Source organism: Kitasatospora sp. NPDC059803 (genome assembly GCF_042732255.1).
Taxonomy (GTDB): domain Bacteria; phylum Actinomycetota; class Actinomycetes; order Streptomycetales; family Streptomycetaceae; genus Kitasatospora.
Window position 1 is genome coordinate 1 of sequence record NZ_JBHWIJ010000067.1, and the last position, 16,835, is coordinate 16,835.

The 16,835-nt window shown below is 71.3% G+C and carries 17 protein-coding genes and 1 pseudogene; 12 read left to right on the forward strand and 6 right to left on the reverse strand.

The window, feature by feature from the left end; all coding sequences use genetic code 11:
• Positions 1-123: 123 nt before the first annotated feature.
• Complete coding sequence (locus tag ACFV6I_RS13960) at positions 124-1,689, reverse strand: alkaline phosphatase family protein (protein ID WP_380425262.1); 1,566 nt, start codon at positions 1,687-1,689, stop codon at positions 124-126.
• A 223-nt stretch (positions 1,690-1,912) separates the two neighbouring features.
• Here ACFV6I_RS13960 and ACFV6I_RS13965 point away from each other — a divergent pair, with 223 nt between their 5' ends.
• The 4 genes from ACFV6I_RS13965 (at position 1,913) to ACFV6I_RS13980 (ending at position 5,638) form a co-directional block, all read left to right on the forward strand.
• Positions 1,913-2,680, forward strand: coding sequence for a GntR family transcriptional regulator (locus ACFV6I_RS13965; protein WP_380425265.1), 768 nt, complete (start codon positions 1,913-1,915; stop codon positions 2,678-2,680).
• Positions 2,681-2,807: 127 nt separating this feature from the next.
• Complete coding sequence (locus ACFV6I_RS13970; protein WP_063352161.1) at positions 2,808-3,017, forward strand: ferredoxin; 210 nt, start codon at positions 2,808-2,810, stop codon at positions 3,015-3,017.
• The gene (locus tag ACFV6I_RS13975; RefSeq protein ID WP_063352160.1) at positions 3,007-4,410 is read left to right on the forward strand and encodes an NAD(P)/FAD-dependent oxidoreductase; all 1,404 of its coding nucleotides are present in this window, start codon (positions 3,007-3,009) and stop codon (positions 4,408-4,410) included. The genes ACFV6I_RS13970 and ACFV6I_RS13975 overlap by 11 nt, the downstream gene beginning before the upstream one ends.
• Before the next feature lie 31 nt (positions 4,411-4,441).
• A complete protein-coding gene (locus tag ACFV6I_RS13980) occupies positions 4,442-5,638 on the forward strand; it encodes a cytochrome P450 (protein ID WP_380425268.1) in 1,197 nt (398 codons plus the stop codon).
• 114 nt (positions 5,639-5,752) lie between these two features.
• Here ACFV6I_RS13980 and ACFV6I_RS13985 read toward each other — a convergent pair whose 3' ends face one another.
• Positions 5,753-6,418 (reverse strand): TetR/AcrR family transcriptional regulator, encoded by a 666-nt coding sequence (locus tag ACFV6I_RS13985; RefSeq protein ID WP_380425271.1) that lies wholly within the window; start codon positions 6,416-6,418, stop codon positions 5,753-5,755.
• A gap of 107 nt (positions 6,419-6,525) precedes the next feature.
• Between ACFV6I_RS13985 and ACFV6I_RS13990 the strand changes: the two genes are divergently transcribed.
• The 3 genes from ACFV6I_RS13990 (at position 6,526) to ACFV6I_RS14000 (ending at position 8,423) form a co-directional block, all read left to right on the forward strand.
• Positions 6,526-7,473 carry an SDR family NAD(P)-dependent oxidoreductase gene (locus ACFV6I_RS13990; RefSeq protein WP_380425273.1) on the forward strand — a complete coding sequence of 316 codons (948 nt, stop codon included), beginning with the start codon at positions 6,526-6,528 and terminating at the stop codon, positions 7,471-7,473.
• A gap of 352 nt (positions 7,474-7,825) precedes the next feature.
• The gene (locus tag ACFV6I_RS13995; RefSeq protein ID WP_159398680.1) at positions 7,826-7,996 is read left to right on the forward strand and encodes a hypothetical protein; all 171 of its coding nucleotides are present in this window, start codon (positions 7,826-7,828) and stop codon (positions 7,994-7,996) included.
• A 4-nt stretch (positions 7,997-8,000) separates the two neighbouring features.
• Complete coding sequence (locus tag ACFV6I_RS14000; protein WP_063352156.1) at positions 8,001-8,423, forward strand: DUF6262 family protein; 423 nt, start codon at positions 8,001-8,003, stop codon at positions 8,421-8,423.
• Between the two features lie 26 nt (positions 8,424-8,449).
• Here the strand turns inward: ACFV6I_RS14000 and ACFV6I_RS14005 are convergent, their stop codons facing one another.
• Positions 8,450-9,529, reverse strand: a complete 1,080-nt coding sequence (locus ACFV6I_RS14005) for a protein kinase family protein (protein WP_380425275.1) — start codon at positions 9,527-9,529, stop codon at positions 8,450-8,452.
• A 238-nt stretch (positions 9,530-9,767) separates the two neighbouring features.
• Here ACFV6I_RS14005 and ACFV6I_RS14010 point away from each other — a divergent pair.
• A pseudogene (locus ACFV6I_RS14010) lies at positions 9,768-9,995 on the forward strand (Tn3 family transposase); the annotation flags it as partial.
• 85 nt (positions 9,996-10,080) lie between these two features.
• Here the strand turns inward: ACFV6I_RS14010 and ACFV6I_RS14015 are convergent.
• Complete coding sequence (locus ACFV6I_RS14015) at positions 10,081-10,617, reverse strand: CGNR zinc finger domain-containing protein (protein WP_380425278.1); 537 nt, start codon at positions 10,615-10,617, stop codon at positions 10,081-10,083.
• Between the two features lie 112 nt (positions 10,618-10,729).
• Here ACFV6I_RS14015 and ACFV6I_RS14020 point away from each other — a divergent pair, with 112 nt between their 5' ends.
• Both ACFV6I_RS14020 and ACFV6I_RS14025 read left to right on the forward strand, forming a co-directional pair.
• Positions 10,730-12,301 (forward strand): FAD-dependent monooxygenase, encoded by a 1,572-nt coding sequence (locus ACFV6I_RS14020; RefSeq protein WP_380425280.1) that lies wholly within the window; start codon positions 10,730-10,732, stop codon positions 12,299-12,301.
• Between the two features lie 191 nt (positions 12,302-12,492).
• Positions 12,493-13,407 carry a recombinase family protein gene (locus ACFV6I_RS14025; RefSeq protein WP_380425283.1) on the forward strand — a complete coding sequence of 305 codons (915 nt, stop codon included), beginning with the start codon at positions 12,493-12,495 and terminating at the stop codon, positions 13,405-13,407.
• 6 nt (positions 13,408-13,413) lie between these two features.
• On the opposite strand, the gene ACFV6I_RS14030 is transcribed toward ACFV6I_RS14025, so the two are convergent.
• Complete coding sequence (locus ACFV6I_RS14030; protein ID WP_208869237.1) at positions 13,414-14,382, reverse strand: LysR family transcriptional regulator; 969 nt, start codon at positions 14,380-14,382, stop codon at positions 13,414-13,416.
• A 107-nt stretch (positions 14,383-14,489) separates the two neighbouring features.
• On the opposite strand from ACFV6I_RS14030, the gene ACFV6I_RS14035 reads away from it, so the two are divergent.
• Positions 14,490-15,383: an NAD(P)H-binding protein gene (locus tag ACFV6I_RS14035; RefSeq protein ID WP_380425286.1), complete on the forward strand. Its 894-nt coding sequence runs from the start codon at positions 14,490-14,492 to the stop codon at positions 15,381-15,383.
• A gap of 73 nt (positions 15,384-15,456) precedes the next feature.
• Positions 15,457-15,822, forward strand: a complete 366-nt coding sequence (locus ACFV6I_RS14040; RefSeq protein WP_363378018.1) for a darcynin family protein — start codon at positions 15,457-15,459, stop codon at positions 15,820-15,822.
• A gap of 723 nt (positions 15,823-16,545) precedes the next feature.
• On the opposite strand, the gene ACFV6I_RS14045 is transcribed toward ACFV6I_RS14040, so the two are convergent.
• Positions 16,546-16,835, reverse strand: a 290-nt coding sequence (locus ACFV6I_RS14045) for an alpha/beta fold hydrolase (RefSeq protein ID WP_380425288.1), incomplete at its 5' end; no start/stop codon positions are given.

Genomic DNA, 16,835 nt, shown 5'->3' on the forward strand with positions numbered 1-16,835 from the left:
CGCCCGGATGGGGGCCGACCCGCGGGCGCGGTGCCCGGCGGGGGGGCGCGCCCCGCCCCCCCCCCCCCCCGGGGGGGCGGGGGGGGCGGGAGGACCGGTGGCGGGGTCGGTCCCGTAGCGGTGTCAGGCGCCGAAGGAGACCTGGTCGACCGTCCAGAAGGCGCTGTTGGTGCCCGTGTAGCGGAACTGCAGGCGCGCGGTGGTGGCGCCGGCCGGTACGGTGACGGGCAGGTGCTCGACGGTGTTCAGGTCGGCGCGGTAGGACTTCACCAGCTGCGGGGCGCCGTCGTCGAAGACCACGTACACGTCGCCGGTCTGCGGGCCGTCGACCTTGTAGTTCGTCGCGAAGGACAGCGTGGCCCGGCCGAGACCGGCGACCGGGTAGGCCGGGCTGACCAGGGTGGAGTCGAACTGGCCGGCGCCGTGCGCCTTGTCGTCCCACTCGTCGGAGTCGGCGACCGCGAAGACGTTGCGGGCCCGCACGTTGGTCTCCCGGCCCTGTCCGAGCTGGGTGGCGCTCCAGAACTCGTCGGTGGCGAAGGCCCAGCCGCGCCACTCCGTCACCCCGCCGCTGGGCATCCGGGAGTTGTCGATGCTCCAGCCGCTGGGCGGCGTGTGCGTCCAGCCCCGGACCGTGGCCGGGATGCCCGTCTCGTCCACCCGGCCCTGGAGGGCGGGGCGCAGCGCGTCGAAGGCGTCCGGGGCGATCTCGTCGATCGGCTGCCCGTCCAGGCGCCAGGCGAGGTCGATCGGCGCGCCCTCGTGCTTGAGGACGGTCGGCGCGATGTCCACGGGCTTGACGTCGTAGCGCCGGGAGCCGGCCGGGTAGCCGGCGCCGTCGGCGATCACGAAGGTCTGCCGTTCGTTGGCGCTGTTGCCGCCGTGCCCGCCGGCGTCGGTGTGTCCGTGGTCGGTGGTGACGACGATCAGCCAGTCCTCCGAGCCGTACGCGGGGCGGGACTTGACGGCCTGCACGACCTGGCCGACGAGCGCGTCGACGGTGTGGATGGCGGCCGCGTACTGGGCGCTGGCGCCGCCGGAGGCGTGCCCGGCCTCGTCGATCCCGTCGAAGTGCAGGAAGGCGGTGTCCGGGTTGCCGTGGGCGAGGTAGTCGGCGGCGTCGGAGGCGGTCTTGGCGTCGTTCTCGTTCTCGGCGATCCGCAGGTCCGCCTTGCCGTTGAAGACGTTGCCGGTGATCGGGTTCCACGAGCCGATCACCAGCGTGGAGGCGGCCGGGTCGGCGGCCTCCAGGCGGCTGGCGAAGTCCGGGTACTGGTCGAACCGGGCGCCGGTGAACGCGTTGTCCTTGACCTGGTGCTTGTCGGGCCACACGCCGGTGGCGATGGTCGACCAGCCCGGCCCGGACAGGGTCGGCGCCAGCGGGTTGGCGTACAGGTTGCTGGTGGCGGTCATGCCGCCGGCCATCAGCGCCTTGAGGTTGGGCGCGTCGGCGGCCGCCAGCTTGTCGTAGCGGGTGCCGTCGACGCCGATGACCAGGGTCTTGGCCTGCTTGGTGCCGTCCGGCAGGCCCTTGTAGGCGGGGGTGGCGGGGGCGGCTGCGATGGGGGAGGCGGCTGCGGGAGAAGCGGAGGGGGAGGCGCCGGCGGGCGCCGACGGCAGCAGCACGGTGGCCGCGGCGGCTACGGCGGTGGCCACGGTGACGGTCCGGGTGGAGCGGGGAATGCGCACGGGGGCTCCCAACTAGGGGGCGACGCGGTGCGGTTGCACCGGCACCGAGGATGGGGCGCTCGTGCGAGGAGGAGCCCTCCCCGGATCCACGGTTGTATGAACAACCGCCGAAATTCAGTCCAGACCGGTTACCATTCCGTGATCTATGGGGCGCTGAACCGCCACTCGATGGTGCTGAACCGCCACTCGATGGCGCCGGACCGCCGCTCGATAAGGTGGCGCGGTGAACCACGGCACCCCCCGGCCCCCCTTCGCCCCCGCCCGCTCCGGCGTCCCCGACCACGGCCGGGTGCCCAAGTACTACCTGGTCAAAGCCCAACTCGAAGACCTCATCGCCGAATTGGGCCCCGGCGGGCGCCTGCCCACCGAAGCCGACCTCGCCGAACGCCACCACGTCGCCCGCGCCACCGTCCGCCAGGCCCTGCGCGACCTCCTCCTCGAAGGCCGCCTGCGCCGCCAGGGCCGCGGCACCGTCGTCGCCGGCCCCAAGATCGAACAGCCGCTCTCGCTCGCCAGCTACACCGAAGGCGTCACCCGCCAGGGCCTGCGCCCCGGCCGCACCCTCATCACCCTCGACCGCCTCCCCGCCGACCCGCCCATGGCCCAGCACCTCGCCGTCCCCGAAGGTGAACCCCTCTGGCACCTGGAACGCGTCCTGCGCGCCGACGAGGAACGCGTCGGCCTGGAGTCCACCTACGTCCCCGTCGCCCGAGTCCCGCGCCTGGAGCGGGAGTTCGACCCCGAAGGCTCCTTCTACGGCTACCTGCGCGAGTGCGGTGTGCGGCTCGGCGGCGCCGACGAACGCATCGAGACGGTCCTCGCCACCCCCCGCGAAGCCCTGCTCATCGGCACCCCGCCCGCCCTGCCCATGCTGCTGCTCCACCGCCGCAGCCGCGACGCCGCGGGCCACCCCCTCGAACAGGTCCGCACCCTCTACCGCGGCGACCGCTTCAGCTTCACCCTCGCCCTGCACGCCCCCGACAGGGACTGAAGCCAGTACTGCGCTCCTCGCGGCAGGTGCGCGTACCGGCGCCGGTTCTCGTCCCATGCTGCGCGCGTCCGGTTCTCGTCCCATGCTGGAAGGGAGAGGGGGTACGGCGGCAGAGGAAGTGGTGGGGATGCGGACCGTTGTCGACCTCACGCGTTGCCAGGGCTACGCACAGTGCGTGTTCCTCGCGCCGAGGGTGTTCCAGCTGCACGGCGAGGAGGGACTGCTGTACGCCCCGGCCGTCCCCGACGACCAGGTCGAGCGCGTGCGCCAGGCCGCGGCGGCGTGCCCGGTCCAGGCCATCCTCCTCGGCGAGGAGGTGAGCGCTGATGGCCGGTGATCAGGGAGCCGGTGACCAGAGGGCCGGTTACCAGACAGAGGGCCGGATCGTCATCGTCGGCGCGTCGCTGGCCGGGTTGCGGGCCGCGGAGGCGCTGCGGGAGGAGGGGTTCACCGGCTCACTGACCGTGGTCGGCGACGAGCCTCATCCGCCCTACGACCGGCCGCCGCTGTCCAAGCAGGTGCTGCTGGGCCACGCTGCGGCGGACTCCACCGGGCTGCCGATGCGCCGGGATCCGGACGCCGAGTGGCGGCTGGGCGTACGCGCCACCGGCCTGGACCCCCTGGGGAAGCGGGTGATGCTGGCCGATGGCGAGTCGCTGCCGTACGACCGGTTGCTGATCGCCACCGGGACCCGGGCGCGGCCCTGGCCCCATCCGCAGGAGGCCGCCCTGGACGGGGTGTTCACCCTGCGTACCCGCGAGGACGCCGGCGGTTTGGCCGAGCGGTTGGCCGCCGGGCCACGGCGGGTGCTGGTGATCGGCGGTGGTTTCACCGGCTCGGAGATCGCCTCGGCCTGCCGGGAGCGCGGGCTGGACGTCACCGTCGCCGAACGCGGTCCCGCACCTCTGGTGGGCGCGCTGGGCGGCACCCTGGCGAAACTCGCGGCCGCCATGCAGCGCAACCACGGTGTGGACCTGCGCACCGGCGTGACGGTCACCGCCCTGCGCGGGGACGACGGCGGCCGCTTCACCGGCGCGGAGCTGTCCGACGGCAGCCGCGTCGAGGCGGACGTGTGCGTCGTGGCGCTGGGGGCGGTCCGCAACGTCGAGTGGTTGGCGGATTCCGGCCTGGCGGCGGGCCCGCGCGGAATCGCCTGCGACGCCGGGTGCCGCGCCTTCAACATGTACGGAATCGTCACGGACGACGTCTTCGTCGCCGGCGACGTCTCCCGCTTCCCCCACCCGCTGTTCGGTTACCAGATGCTCTCCCTCGAACACTGGGGGAACGCGGTCGAACAGGCCGGGGTGGCGGCCCACAACATGGTCAGCCCAGGGCCGCTGCGGCGCCCGCACCTCGCCCTCCCGACGTTCTGGTCGACCCAGTTCGGGCTCAACATCAAGTCGGTGGGCGTGCCCACCTTCTCCGACCACGTGGTCATCGCCCAGGGTTCTCTGGAGGCGCGCCGCCTGGCGATGGTCTACGGCTACCAGGGGCGGATCACCGCGGCGGTCACCGTCGACATGGCCAAGTCGATCGACTACTACCGGCACCTGATCGAGACGGCTGCGCCGTTCCCGCCCCCGCCCGGCGCGGCGGACCGCGCGCTCGCGGCGGACATCCCGATTCCGTCCGACGTGCCGGATCCGAAGGGGCTGTCCCACGGCCCCACCGTGGCGCTCACCGGATACCTGCCCGACCGTCGACTGACCGTGGTGCAGCCCCGCGGCTGACCCACGTCCCGCCCAACGACGAGGAGCCACCATGGACTCCGACACCCTGCTGGCACGGATCACCGACTACGCGAACCGCCCCGACCCCTACCCGCTGTACGCGGAACTGCGCGAGGCCGGTCCCGTCGTCCGGCAGGCAGACGGCAGCTACCTGATCGGCACCTACCACGAGGTCGCCGCCCTGCTCCACGATCCACGGATGAGTGTCGATCCCCGCACCTGCGGCGAGACTACGCACAAGCCGCCGTTCCTGCGGCTCGACGACCCGGAGCACCACAGACTGCGCACCTTGGCCATGCGGCCGTTCGGCCCCCCGCACAGCCCGGGCCGGGTCGATGCCATGCGCGGCGAGATCGTCCAGCTCACCGGGGAACTGATGGAGCCGTTCCAGGCGGGCGGCCGGATCGACATCGTCGACGACCTCGCCTACCCGCTGCCCGTCACGGTGATCTGCCGCCTGCTCGGCGTGCCGCGTGAGGACGAGCCGCTCTTCAGGGCGTGGTCCGACGCGCTCGTCGCGTCCGCCGACGTCCGGCCCGAAGCGGACTCCTCCGGGCGGGACGAGGCGGGCGCTGAGGCGGGCGAACAGGCACGGGGCGAGATGGGCCGGTACCTGGCGGGCCTCGCCGAGAAGCGCCGTGGCAATCCGAGCGACGACCTGCTCTCCGCCTTCGTCAACGAACCGGACCCGGCCCTGCGGCTCACCCAGGAAGAACTCGCGGAAACCGCCGTGCTGCTGCTCATCGCCGGACACGAGACCACGGTGAACCTGATCGCCAACGGGGTGCTCACCCTGCTGCGTCAGCCCGAGCAGCTGGACCAGCTGCGTCGCGAACCGGAGCTGCTGCCGCGAGCGGTGGAGGAACTGCTGCGCTACGAACCCCCGGTCCACATGCGCCAGCGCATCCCCCTCGCCGACATCGACGTCGGCGGCACCACCCTCCCCGCAGGCGCCTCCGTCGTGCTCGCGCTGGCCTCGGGCAACCGCGACCCCAAGCGGTTCCACGCGCCGGACCGGTTCGACCCCACCCGCCCGGACAACCAGCACCTCGGCTTCGGCAGCGGTATCCACCTGTGCTACGGCGCACCGCTCGCCCGCATCGAAGCCGAGGCCGCGCTCGGTGCGCTGATCCCCCGCCTCGGCGCGGCACGCCTGGTCCAGGATCCGCCCCCCTACCGGCAGAACGCCATGCTCCGCGGACCCCGCCACCTGCCCGTCCAACTCTGAGGCCCCTCAGTGCACGGCCGTTTTGAGATCGTTTTGACCATGTGAGGCTTGTCGAGTCCCACGGGTGATCTTCATGGCGCGTCCAAGGTGCTGGCCTGTCCAGCGCCACGCAGGTCAGCGGCGGGGCAGCACGCCCAGGAGGGTTGCGGTCAGAGCCAGCTTCAAGTAGTCCTCCAGTTCCAGGTGGAAGCGGGCCAGGTCGGGCTCGGCCTGGTAGGCCGCCCGCAGGCTGGGCGGGGGTGTGCTGTACGCCGACAGCGCGCCGGCCATGACCATGGTCTGCAGGCTGAACAGTGTTGCGTTTTCGCCCAGCTCCGGCAGGTACTTGAGGACCAGGGCGGTCATGGCTGTCAGGCGGTCCAGGGAGGCGCGCTTGTAGCGGGCTACGACCTCGACGGAGACGTTGTGTTCCAGGACGCTGCCCTGTGCGCCGAAGAGGTCGCACAGCACCGCTCGGCTGGAGAGTGAGCGGCTGAGGATCTCGGCCACCCCTGCCGCTCGCTCGGCCATGGGTAGATTTTCGTCGATGCCGGCCGCCAACTCGCCTGCCAGTTCCGTCAGCCACTCCTGCAGGAAGTGGTCCAGCAGTTCCAGCAGCACCGCCTCGCGAGACTCGAAGTAGCGCAGCACGTTCGGCTTCGCCAGGCCTACCCGGCGGCTGAGCTCGTTCAGGGTGACCGCGGCCACGGGCATCTCGTCGAGCATCGCCGACGCTGTGTCGAGGATCGCCCGTCGACGCATCTCCCGCTGCTCTTCGGTTCGCGCCCGCTGGAAAGTCATGATCACCAGCCTAACTTAGGTACCTGCGGTACGTTGACAACGTACCGAAAGTACTTTAACGTCGTGCGCAAGATACCTTCGGTACGTTAGTTAGTCGGGAGCCTGGCATGAGCGAGAAGTGGACGACGGCGAACATTCCGGACCAGCGCGGGCGGGTGGCCGTGGTGACCGGGGCCAACACCGGACTGGGGTACGAGACCGCCAAGGCGCTCGCCGAGCGCGGGGCGTCCGTGGTGCTCGCCGTGCGCAACGTGGAGAAGGGCGAGCAGGCCGCGGCCCGCATGACCGGCGACGTGACCGTGCAGGCGCTGGACCTGACCTCGCTCGACTCCGTCCGGACCGCGGCGGCGGCGCTGCGGTCCCGGCTCGACCGGATCGACCTGCTGATCAACAACGCCGGCGTGATGTACACCCCGAAGCAGACCACCCGGGACGGCTTCGAGATGCAGTTCGGCACCAACCACCTCGGCCACTTCGCGCTCACCGGGCTGCTGCTGGACCTGATGCTGCCGGTGCCCGGCTCGCGCGTGGTGACGGTCAGCAGCACCGGCCACCGCATCCGGGCCGCGATCCACTTCGACGACCTGCAGTGGGAGCGGTCGTACAGCCGGGCCGCCGCCTATGGCCAGTCCAAGCTGGCCAACCTGATGTTCACGTACGAGCTGCAGCGTCGGCTCGCCACGCACGGCACCACCGTCGCGGTGGCCGCGCACCCCGGCGTGTCCAGCACCGAGCTCGCCCGCAACCTCCCCGCGGCCTTCCGGCTTCCGCTCACCTGGCTCGCGCCGCTGATCACCCAGAAGCCGGCGATGGGCGCGCTGCCGACCCTTCGGGCCGCCGCCGACCCCGCCGCGCTCGGCGGCCAGTACTACGGTCCCGGCGGACGCGGCGAGTTCATGGGCCACCCCCGGCTGGTCACCTCCAGCCCGGAGTCGTACGAGGTGGTCGTCCAGCAGCGGCTGTGGGCCGTCTCCGAAGACCTCACCGGGGTGAAGTTCCCCGTCGTTCAGTCCGGGCGGAACTCGTTTCCCTCCGGATCGGCCAGCACGGTGTAGCGCGTCGTCCGGGAACGCCTGACACGGATCCGGGCCGGGCGTCGGTGACCGACTCCGGCGAGTAGACACCCGGCTGCGGAGCGGGACACCTCGGCTTGCCGTCCGGTCCGCGGCCTTGTTGCCCACGGGCATGCGTCCGCGCGGGCCGGGGCGGCGTCCTATGGCCAGTCGCGTCCTATGTGGGGCCGGTGTCGTCCTGTGCGAGCCCGATCGCGTCCGCCGCGGTGGGCCCCGCAGCCGCCGCCGGCGTGCGGAGCACGGCCTTGAGGACCATCGGTACAGCCGTTAGCGCTAAGCACTTGATCTTGACCGGCTAGCACACGTGATCGGCTTCGCGTGGACCGGCCAGCCCATGGGTGAGGACAACATCTGGCTCGCCGGACGCCGGCAGGAACAGGACGCCCTGGGCCGCATCATCCTCAAACTCGAAGCCACCCGGCTCGCCGACGAACCCCAGGCCATCCGCGGGGCCGGCGTCGGCGCCCGCACCGACCCCATCACCCGCAGCCAGGAACGGAGCTGACCCTATGCGCGGCAACCCCGATAACCTCCGCCAGGCCGCCGCCCGCAAGAGCGCCGCCGCCCAGGCCCGAGCCGAACAGGGCCTGCGCGAGATGATCCGTGACCGGCAGCCCATCACCTTCCGGGGCTTGGCCCAGACGGCCGACGTCTCACTCGACTTCCTCTACCGGTGCACCGAGATCCGCCAGCGCGTCGAACAGCTCCGTGCCCAGCAGCAGAACAACCCGCCCCGCCCGGCCGCGCAGCCACCCGACGACTCTCCCAGCAGCGTCGTCCGCACCCTCACCGCCCAGTTGGCCGACCTCAAGCAGCGGCACCGCGACGAAGTCCACGCCCTGCGGCAAGCCCTCGAAACCGCGCAGAGCGAGAACCTTGAACTGCGACGCCGTCTCGGCGCCCGGCCGACTGCAGGTCCCGAGACCGCCTGATGTCCGATCTCATAGGGGGTCTGGCCTCAGCGGGGCGTCGGAGCCGCGGTGCTCAGGGCCCGCTCGATCTCGGAGGCCGGAAACGGCGTCCGCTTGCTCTCCGCGAGAAGACGGCTGTGAAACGCGTCCAGGACGACGGCAGTCCGAGCGTGTCGTTCGATGATCGCGGCGACCTCCGGCGTGACGCCATCGGGCTTTCGGCCCGCGATCCATTCATGGAGGAACGCCTCGTGGTCCGTGTCGACGCGTATACCGTCGGGCAAGTGGTGGCGGAGCAGGTGGCTCGGGGCGTAGCAGCGGTCGTAGGCGAGATGCTGGGAGAGGAACTCGACCTCAGTTGCTGCAAGTTGGAAGCTGGAGCTCAGGGCGAGCCCGAAGTCCGCGAAGTAGAGCAGTCGTCCGTCGGTCAGGATGTTGTGGAAGTGGGCGTCGAAGTGGACGAGCCCGTGAGAGCTCATGAAGGCGGTCCCGCGTGCCAGAGCTTTCTCCACCCATGGGTAGGGCGAGCCGTCCCCGCTCTGCGGGCCGGCTTCTCGCTGGTCGGCCAGCCACGTGGCGAGCGTCTGTGGCACGTGTTCCAGGAAGAGAACCAGGCTGCAGGAGGACCGGCCGATGGCCTCCAGCCGCTCGCGCACGGCCGGTGAGTCCTCCCAGTGCGCGACCGCTCCGTCGATGCCCCCGAACTCGTCGGCGAACCCCTGGGGAGGGGAGTCGGGCAGGACCCGCCAGTGGTACATCAGCGGAAAGCCCTCGTACTCGTTTTCGAGGACCCAATTGGTGGTCATGGTGTGCACGGCTAGCTCGCGCCAGGCTCCGAACCCGGCCGACCCCACTCCGTACTGGTAGAACATCGGCAGCCCGAAGAGATTCGCCGTCGACCGCACGTTCTCCGGCCGCAACTCGATGTCCGTCAAGGGCACCCGCTTGACGAAGACCCGCGTCCCGTCGATGTCCAGCTCCGCCGACCTGCCTCCGATGCCGGACCCGAGCGGTGCGACGGCGGCCACGACCTCGCCGAGCCGGTGGTCGCTCAGAAGGGACAGGTGTGTGGCGATGGTCCCGTAAGTGGCGAGGCGCGCGGCATAGCACGGGTCTGGGTGGTGCATCGACGGCTCCTCAGTACCCCGAACCAGGGCGTCGGTGATCTCACGAACGTGATCGACCCTATCGGCCGAGACGGCCCCTGCATGCCCTCAAAGCCGTCCGGAGGGAGAACTCCGATGCCGCATCGACCCCTGGCGCACCGGCTGCCACGAGACGTCCTGGGGTCGATCTCTTACGGACGCGACCGCAAGCGTTCTACCTGCACGAACACCAGCCGCTCACCCGTTTGCCCCGGATACGCTCTGGACGACCAGGTACATCGACGCCGCCGTCGCCCAGCTCCGCGCCGAGGGCCACGACATCAAGGACGAGGACGTCGCCCGGCTCTCCCCGCTCAAGCACAAGAAACTGAACGTCCTGGGCCGTTACAACTTCACCGCCTCCACCCCGGCCGCCGGCGCCCTGCGCCCGCTGCGCGACCCGGACGCACCCGGGCTGGACGAGGACGACGACGGCGTGCAGGACTGACGAGGTGGTGCGCCGGCCTTCCTTTCAGCGACCGGTGGCAGGTGAACGCGGCCGTCTGGACGGCTGCCGGATGTGTCGATGCGGATCATCGGCTCCGGTCGCGGTGGGCGGCGACACGGACGCGGGTTCCGCAGCGGGTCGTGCAGTAGCGCTGTGGGGTGCGGCGGCCCGTGTCGATGAAGTAGCGGCCGCATCCAGGGGCGGCGCAGCGGCCCCATGCGCAGTAGCCGCGTTCGCTGAGCCAGAGGGCCAGGGCGAGGGCGGCGGTGGACAGCAGCCAGCGGGCGGGCTGTGCGTCGTGAGGGGCCGTGGCGCGGAGGGACCACCGGCGTTCGGGAACGCGCTCCAGTCGGGGCCGGGCGGGGTACTGGTCGAGCAGGGCGTTGATCGCTTCGGCGGCGCCGTCCTCGTCGTCGAGGTCCAGGATTCCGGCGATGGCCGCCGCGGCCTCCCGCATCTCCCCTGCGGTGGTCTCCGTCAGCTGCAGCGGCGGGCCCCCGTGCGCCTCCACGACGGCTTCCAGCCCCGCCGGCGTGGCGCCGGTCCCGTCCTGCACGGCGTTGACCAGGTCGGCCAGGAGGTACAGGCCGCGCGGATTGTCATCGGTGAACCGCTGGTCCATGGCTCGCCCCCGTGTCACTTGACAGCACCACTCCATCATCACCCCTCCATGGTAACGTCTATATTCAGATTAGTCGTTACCTAGGTGGTCATACCCACTCGAAGGAGCCCCCATGACCGAATCGCACACGCCCGTACTGGTCGTCGGGGGCGGACCCGTCGGGCTGGCCCTGTCCTGCTTGCTCTCGGATCAGGGCGTGGACCACGTGCTGATTGAGTCCCACCCCGGCACCTCCCGCCACCCCAAGGCCCGGGGCGTCTCGGCCCGGTCCATGGAGATCTTCCGGCGGCTCGGGCTGGAGAAGGAGGTCCGCGCGGCGGGGCTGCCGGCCGAGCAGGTCCACTTCTACCGAGGCTGCGACCTGGTCGATCCCGACTACGTCCGCAACGGTCTCGCCCAGGAGCCCGGCGAGGGCCCTGAGCACACGCCGTCGCCCGGCCTCATCTGCTCCCAGGACGCCCTGGAGCCGCTCCTGCTGCGCCGCGCCACGGAACTGGCAGGCTCCCGTATTCGGTTCGCCGCCCGTCTGGTCTCCTTCGAGGACGACGGCCTCGGCGTACGGGCCGTCGTCGAAGACCGGGCCACGGGCCGTCTGGACCACCTGCGGGCGGATTGGCTCGTCGGCTGCGACGGCGCCGCGAGCACCGTCCGCACCGGAGCCGGGATCGCGATGGAGGGCCCCGTAGGCCTGGGGCGCTATCTCAGCGTCCGTTTCGAAGCGCCCCTGGGAGAGGTCGTCGCCGACCGCGCCAGCGCCTCGTACTTCCTCACCGTCCCCGGCCGGGGCGGGTTCATGGCCGTCGACAACGACCGCCACTGGATCTACCAGTACCCCCTGGGACCCGACGCCGAGACGGACCCGACGGACAACGAGCTCCTGGCCGACCTCGTCCGCACGGCCGCGGGCATCCCTGACCTGGACGTGACCGTCCACGACACGATGACCTGGCGCATGGACGCACAGCTCGCCTCCGCCTACCGCCACTCCCGCGTCCTGCTGGCAGGCGACGCCGCCCACGTCGTCCCGCCGACCGGCGGCCACGGCATGAACACCGGCATCGGCGACGCCGACAACCTCGCCTGGAAACTCGCCGCCGTCACCGCCGGATACGCCGGCGAAGCCCTCATAGACACCTACGAGGCCGAGCGGCGCCCCCTCGCCCGCCAGGTCATCGACATCTCCACGGCCAACGCCACCAACCGCGCCGGCTACCGCATCGACGACGAACTCCTCCTGACCGCCACCTACCGCTCCGCCGCCGTCATCCCCGACCCGGAACACACAGGCGAACACGGGGTTCTGGACCCGTCCGGGTGCACGCCCGGCTGCCGGCCCGGAGAACGCGTACCCCACGCACGCCTCACCCCGGGGCCCGCAGGCGTCACCTCCACCCTCGACCTCGTCGGCCCGGGCCTCACCCTGCTCACAGCCGACGAAGACCCCCGGTGGCAGGCGCAGGTCGAAGCCGTACGGCAAGCCGGGGTCCCCCTCGCCCTCCAGGCCGTACGCACCGCCGGCCAGCAGGAAGCCGACCCCGGTCAGTGGGCACACCTCCTCGGCGCCGACCACGCGGACACCGCGCTCCTGGTACGCCCCGACGGACACATCGCCTGGCGCGGCACCATCCCAGCAAACCCGACAACCCTTCCGGCCCTCGTACGGCGCGTACTCGCGGACCGGTGACTCCCGCCGGAACGGCTCAGCCGACTGATCTGTCGGCAAACGATCGGATGACGACAGGCCCGGCAGGCGTCCAATGAACCCGTGCAATCCGGGGGTTCACTGTGGCTCGAATCCAATCGGATCCGATGGTGATTGCTGACAGGGTTTGACGACAGATAGGGTCCATTCCTCCGCATGGAAGGGGCCTCTCGATGGCGAACCTGGTCTACAAGCGGGTCTCGACCGACCAGCAGTCGACCGCCCGGCAGGACCTCGTCCTGGACGAGGCCGGCATTGAGGACCCGGTCGTCTTCGAGGAGGCCCCGGGCACCTCCAGCCGCCTCCATCCGCTCCAGCGACCGAAGTTCCGCGAACTGCTCATCTACGCGCGGCCGGGCGACACCGTGCACATCTCCGAGATGTTCCGCCTGGTGCGTGGCACCGGGCACATCCTCGACGTGCTCGACATCCTGCACCGCGATCGTCTCGCTCTGCGCATCCACGACGGCGCGTTCTCCGCGATGGACCTCACAGCCCGCCACCCACGCACCGGAGAGCTGCTGTCCACGGTGAAGTTCATGGTCCAGACCCTCGCGGCCGCCGGCGAACTCCAGCGCGACCTGCAACGGGAGCTGACGTACGACGGACTACGGGCCGCCGAAGCGAAGGGCAACAAGGGCGGCCGGCGGCCAGCCGTCACGGCCGGGAAGACCGACGAGGTGCGTGCCGCGTACCTGGAGGGCCGGTCCATCGCTGCTCTCGCCCGCGAGCACCACGTCAGCCGCGGCGCCATCCGCACCGCCGTCGCGGACCTCCTACCCGAGTATGCGGCCGACGCCCCGGGAGCCCCAGCCCCAGAACTGCCGGTCGTTCTCGACATGCCGGGCAAGGTCGCCGACTTCCTCCGCACCGCCGAGCTGGCGCCCGCCGAGCGCGCCGCACTAGACCTGGGCGTGACCGTACGGCGAGGCCAGGGTTATACCTTGCGCGTCACCGCCGTCGCCGCGATCCACCGGCGGCTCCTGGACCTCTGCCAGCCCCTCGACGCCACTGCGGCTGTCCCCGCCCAGCGCAAGGCCCGCCGTGAGTACGCGAACCGCGTCAGCACCCACGAAGCCCCGGCCTGACCAGGATCAGCGGCTTAGCGCTAATGGCTGTACCGATGGTCCCCAAGGCCGGAGAACCCGCCGGACGGCGTCGCGGAGCCAGCGGTGGGCCCCGTCGGCCGTGTGCCGGGGGTGCCAGGCCATGCCGATGGTCAGTGGCGGCAGTGTCAGGGGGATGTCGAGGAGGTGCAGTCCGAGGGCGCCGGCGTCGTGGGTGAGGGGTGAGGGGGCGGCGCCGGGGAGTGCGGCGGGTACCAGGCAGACGAGGTCGCTGCGGGTGGCGAGGGTCATCGCGGCCAGGTGGCTGGGCAGGACGACGCTGACCCGACGGTGGAGGTCCTGCTCGGCCAGCGCGGTGTCGAGGGGGCCGGTGAACCGGCCGCGGCGGCTGACCGCGATGTGGTGGGCGGCAGCGAGCCGGGCCGGGGTCAGCGGCCCTTCGGTGAGCGGATGGCCGGCCCGGACGGCCGCGACCATGCGGAGGCTGACCAGTTCCTCGACCCGGGTTTCGGGGTCCACGTGGTCGATGGATCCGACCTCCAGGTCGATCCGGCCGTCGCGCAGGGCGGGTCCGGCCTCCAGCTCTTCGGCCCCGATCCGGAACGAGACCCCCGGCGCCTCCCGCCGGGCCAGTTGCAGCAGCCCGTGGGCCAGTGCCGCGCCGACCAGGTCGGCGGCCTGGAGGGTGAAGGTGTTGCGGAGGCCGGCGGGGTCGACGCTCGTACCGGGGCTGAGCAGGGCTCCGAGGCTGCGCACCACGGTGGCGGCCTCCTCGCGCAGGGCCTCGGCGCGCGGGGTGGGAACCATGGCCTGTCCGGCCCGGACCAGGAGGGGGTCCTGGAGGACGCGGCGCAGCCGGGCCAGGGTGCGGCTCATGGCGGCGGGCGAGGTGTGCAGTCGCGCGGCGGCGCGGGTCACGCTGTGCTCGGTCAGCAGAGCATCCAGCGCGATGGCGAGATTGGCGTCGATGACCGGATCAGGGCTGCTCACCAGCATTATTCCATTTCAGTCAATGATTCCGTGCTGAAGTTCCCATTGTGGCAGCACGGCGGATCTCAGCAGGATGAGGGCATACCGAAACCAGCACGAGCTACGAGGTTTTCATGATCGTCATCACTGGTCCCACCGGGAACATCGGCCGCCACCTGCTCTCCCAGCTCCTGGAGTCCGCCCCCGCCGCGGGCGAGGAACTGCGCGTCATCGTGCGCGATCCCGCCCGGCTCCCGGACGCGGCGCACGGACGCGTCGACGTGGTCACCGGCTCCCACGCGGACGCCGAGGTCCTCGACCGGGCCTTCGAGGGCGCGGACGCGGTCTTCTGGCTCGTCCCCCCGGACTCCTCCCTGACCCCGCACGACGCCTACAGCGGCTTCACCCGCGCCGCCACCGAGGCGCTCGTCGCCCACGGCGTCGGCCACGTCGTCGGCGTCTCCGCGCTCGGCCGCGGCACCCCGCTCGCCGACCGGGCCGGCCTCGTCACCGCCTCCCTCGCGATGGACGACCTCATCGCCGGCACCGGCGTCGCCTACCGGGCCCTGGCCAACCCGTCCTTCTTCGAGAACCTCCTGGAGGAGGCCGACTCGATCCGCGAGAAGGGCGTCTTCACCGACTCCGTCGACGCCGACCGCAAGGCCCCCTTCGTCGCCGTCGCCGACATCGCGGCCGCCGCCGCCGACCTGCTGCTGGACCGCTCGTGGACCGGCACCGGCAGCGTCCCGGTCCTCGGGCCGCAGGACCTGTCCCCGAACGACCTGGCCCGCGTCATGACCGAGCAGTTCGGCCGCCCCGTCCGCTACGAACGCCAGTCGCTCGACGAGCTGTACACCACCCTCGTCGGCTACGGCCTCAACGAGGCGTTCGCCCAGGGCGTGGTCGACATGAAGCGGGCCAAGGACGAGGGCCTCGACGTCGGCGTCGCCCGCACCCCGGACACCGCCTCCCCCACCCGCTTCGAGCAGTGGTGCGCCCGGACCCTCAAGCCCGCGGTCCTCTCCTGAAGCCCAGCACCCCGTGCCGGGCGCACCACGGAGCCTGGAGACCCCTACCACCTGCCGCTTGGGAGGCACCCCGATGTCCGCTGAAAAGTCCGAACCGCCGGTCACGGCGTTCATGCTGGTCAAGACCACGCCCGAATGGCTCGCCCTGACCGTCCAGGAACGCGTGGACGCCTTCACCACCCAGGTCCTGCCGGCCATCAAGGCCAAGACCACCGGCGTCCGGTCGCGCTTCTACGACACGGAGTTCTACTCCGCTCGCGTCACCGATGTCTGGGTGTGGGAGGCCGACGACCACCACGCCTACCAGCTCCTCGTCGACGCACTGCGCGAAACCCCCTTCTGGGACCGCTACTTCGAGGTCGTCGACCTCCTCGTCGGCACCGAGAACGGTTACGCCCGGACCTACGGCCTCGAACCCGTCGCCACCATCGCCACCTGACACACCGCCCACCCGCGCAAGAGCGCCGGAACGCAAGAGCACCGATGCCCTCTGGCCGCACCCGGTCGGAGGGCATCGGCCCGGAAGGACCAGAGGTACCGGCTGTTCGGAGAGCTGAGACGGCCCTACGGCTTGAGAAGTGCTGGGTCATTGATCAGCTGCGTGGCGTGATGTACGGGTGGTGGCCTTCGCGGTCGAGGTGTCCGCGAGGATCGCCGCCATGCGTGCCTGTTCGTGCACGCCTTCTGATGATTCGTCTTTGACGGATACTCAGTGGGCGAAATGAACCCCTCTATCCTGCTTCGTGCGAACCCGGCTCGACGATGCCGTGCCGGCGGTGTTTCCGTACGGACCCGGTCGTTCGCCGGGACGATGGCCCTTCACCCGGCCGAGGACGCCGGGGCTGCCTTCCCCGCCTGGCCGGCCTCGTGGTCCTTGCGCCTGACGGCCTCGGCGTCCGGTGTGGGGGTCAGGGACACCTTGGTGTCCACGAAGACGACCTCGCTGTCGATGCGGTCGCCCGGCTTCAGTTTCTTGGCCAGCTGTTCCTGGAGTCCGACGGGCGGGCCGTGGTGCAGGCCCTGCGGGAAGGGCGGTGCACCTGCCGGGCCTGGCCGGCGCGGCCCGGGCTCCCCGGCTGTCGCGCACCCGGTCGCTCGCGTCCGGCGGATTGCCGCTCGCCGGCGTCCGCCGGTACCCGAGGGCCCGGGGCGCGCCTCGGCCTCACCGCAGGGCGCGGAAGAACGTCCTGATGTCGCCGGTCAGGGCGGCGGGTTCCTCCATGGCGGCGAAATGGCCGCCGCGTTCGAACTCGGTCCATTGCGTGATGGTGGCCGTGGGTTCGGCTTTGGACTTGCAGGCTGCTTCCGTGACGCTCGTGGAGCGCTTGGTGCCGGACGAGTTGTGGGAGCTGTTCCAGTTGGTGGTGCCGGCGGCGCCCCCCCCCCCCCCCCGCCCGGGGGCGGGGCGCCCGCGCCGCCCGCCCGCGGGGGTGGGGGCGAGAGTGAGGATCG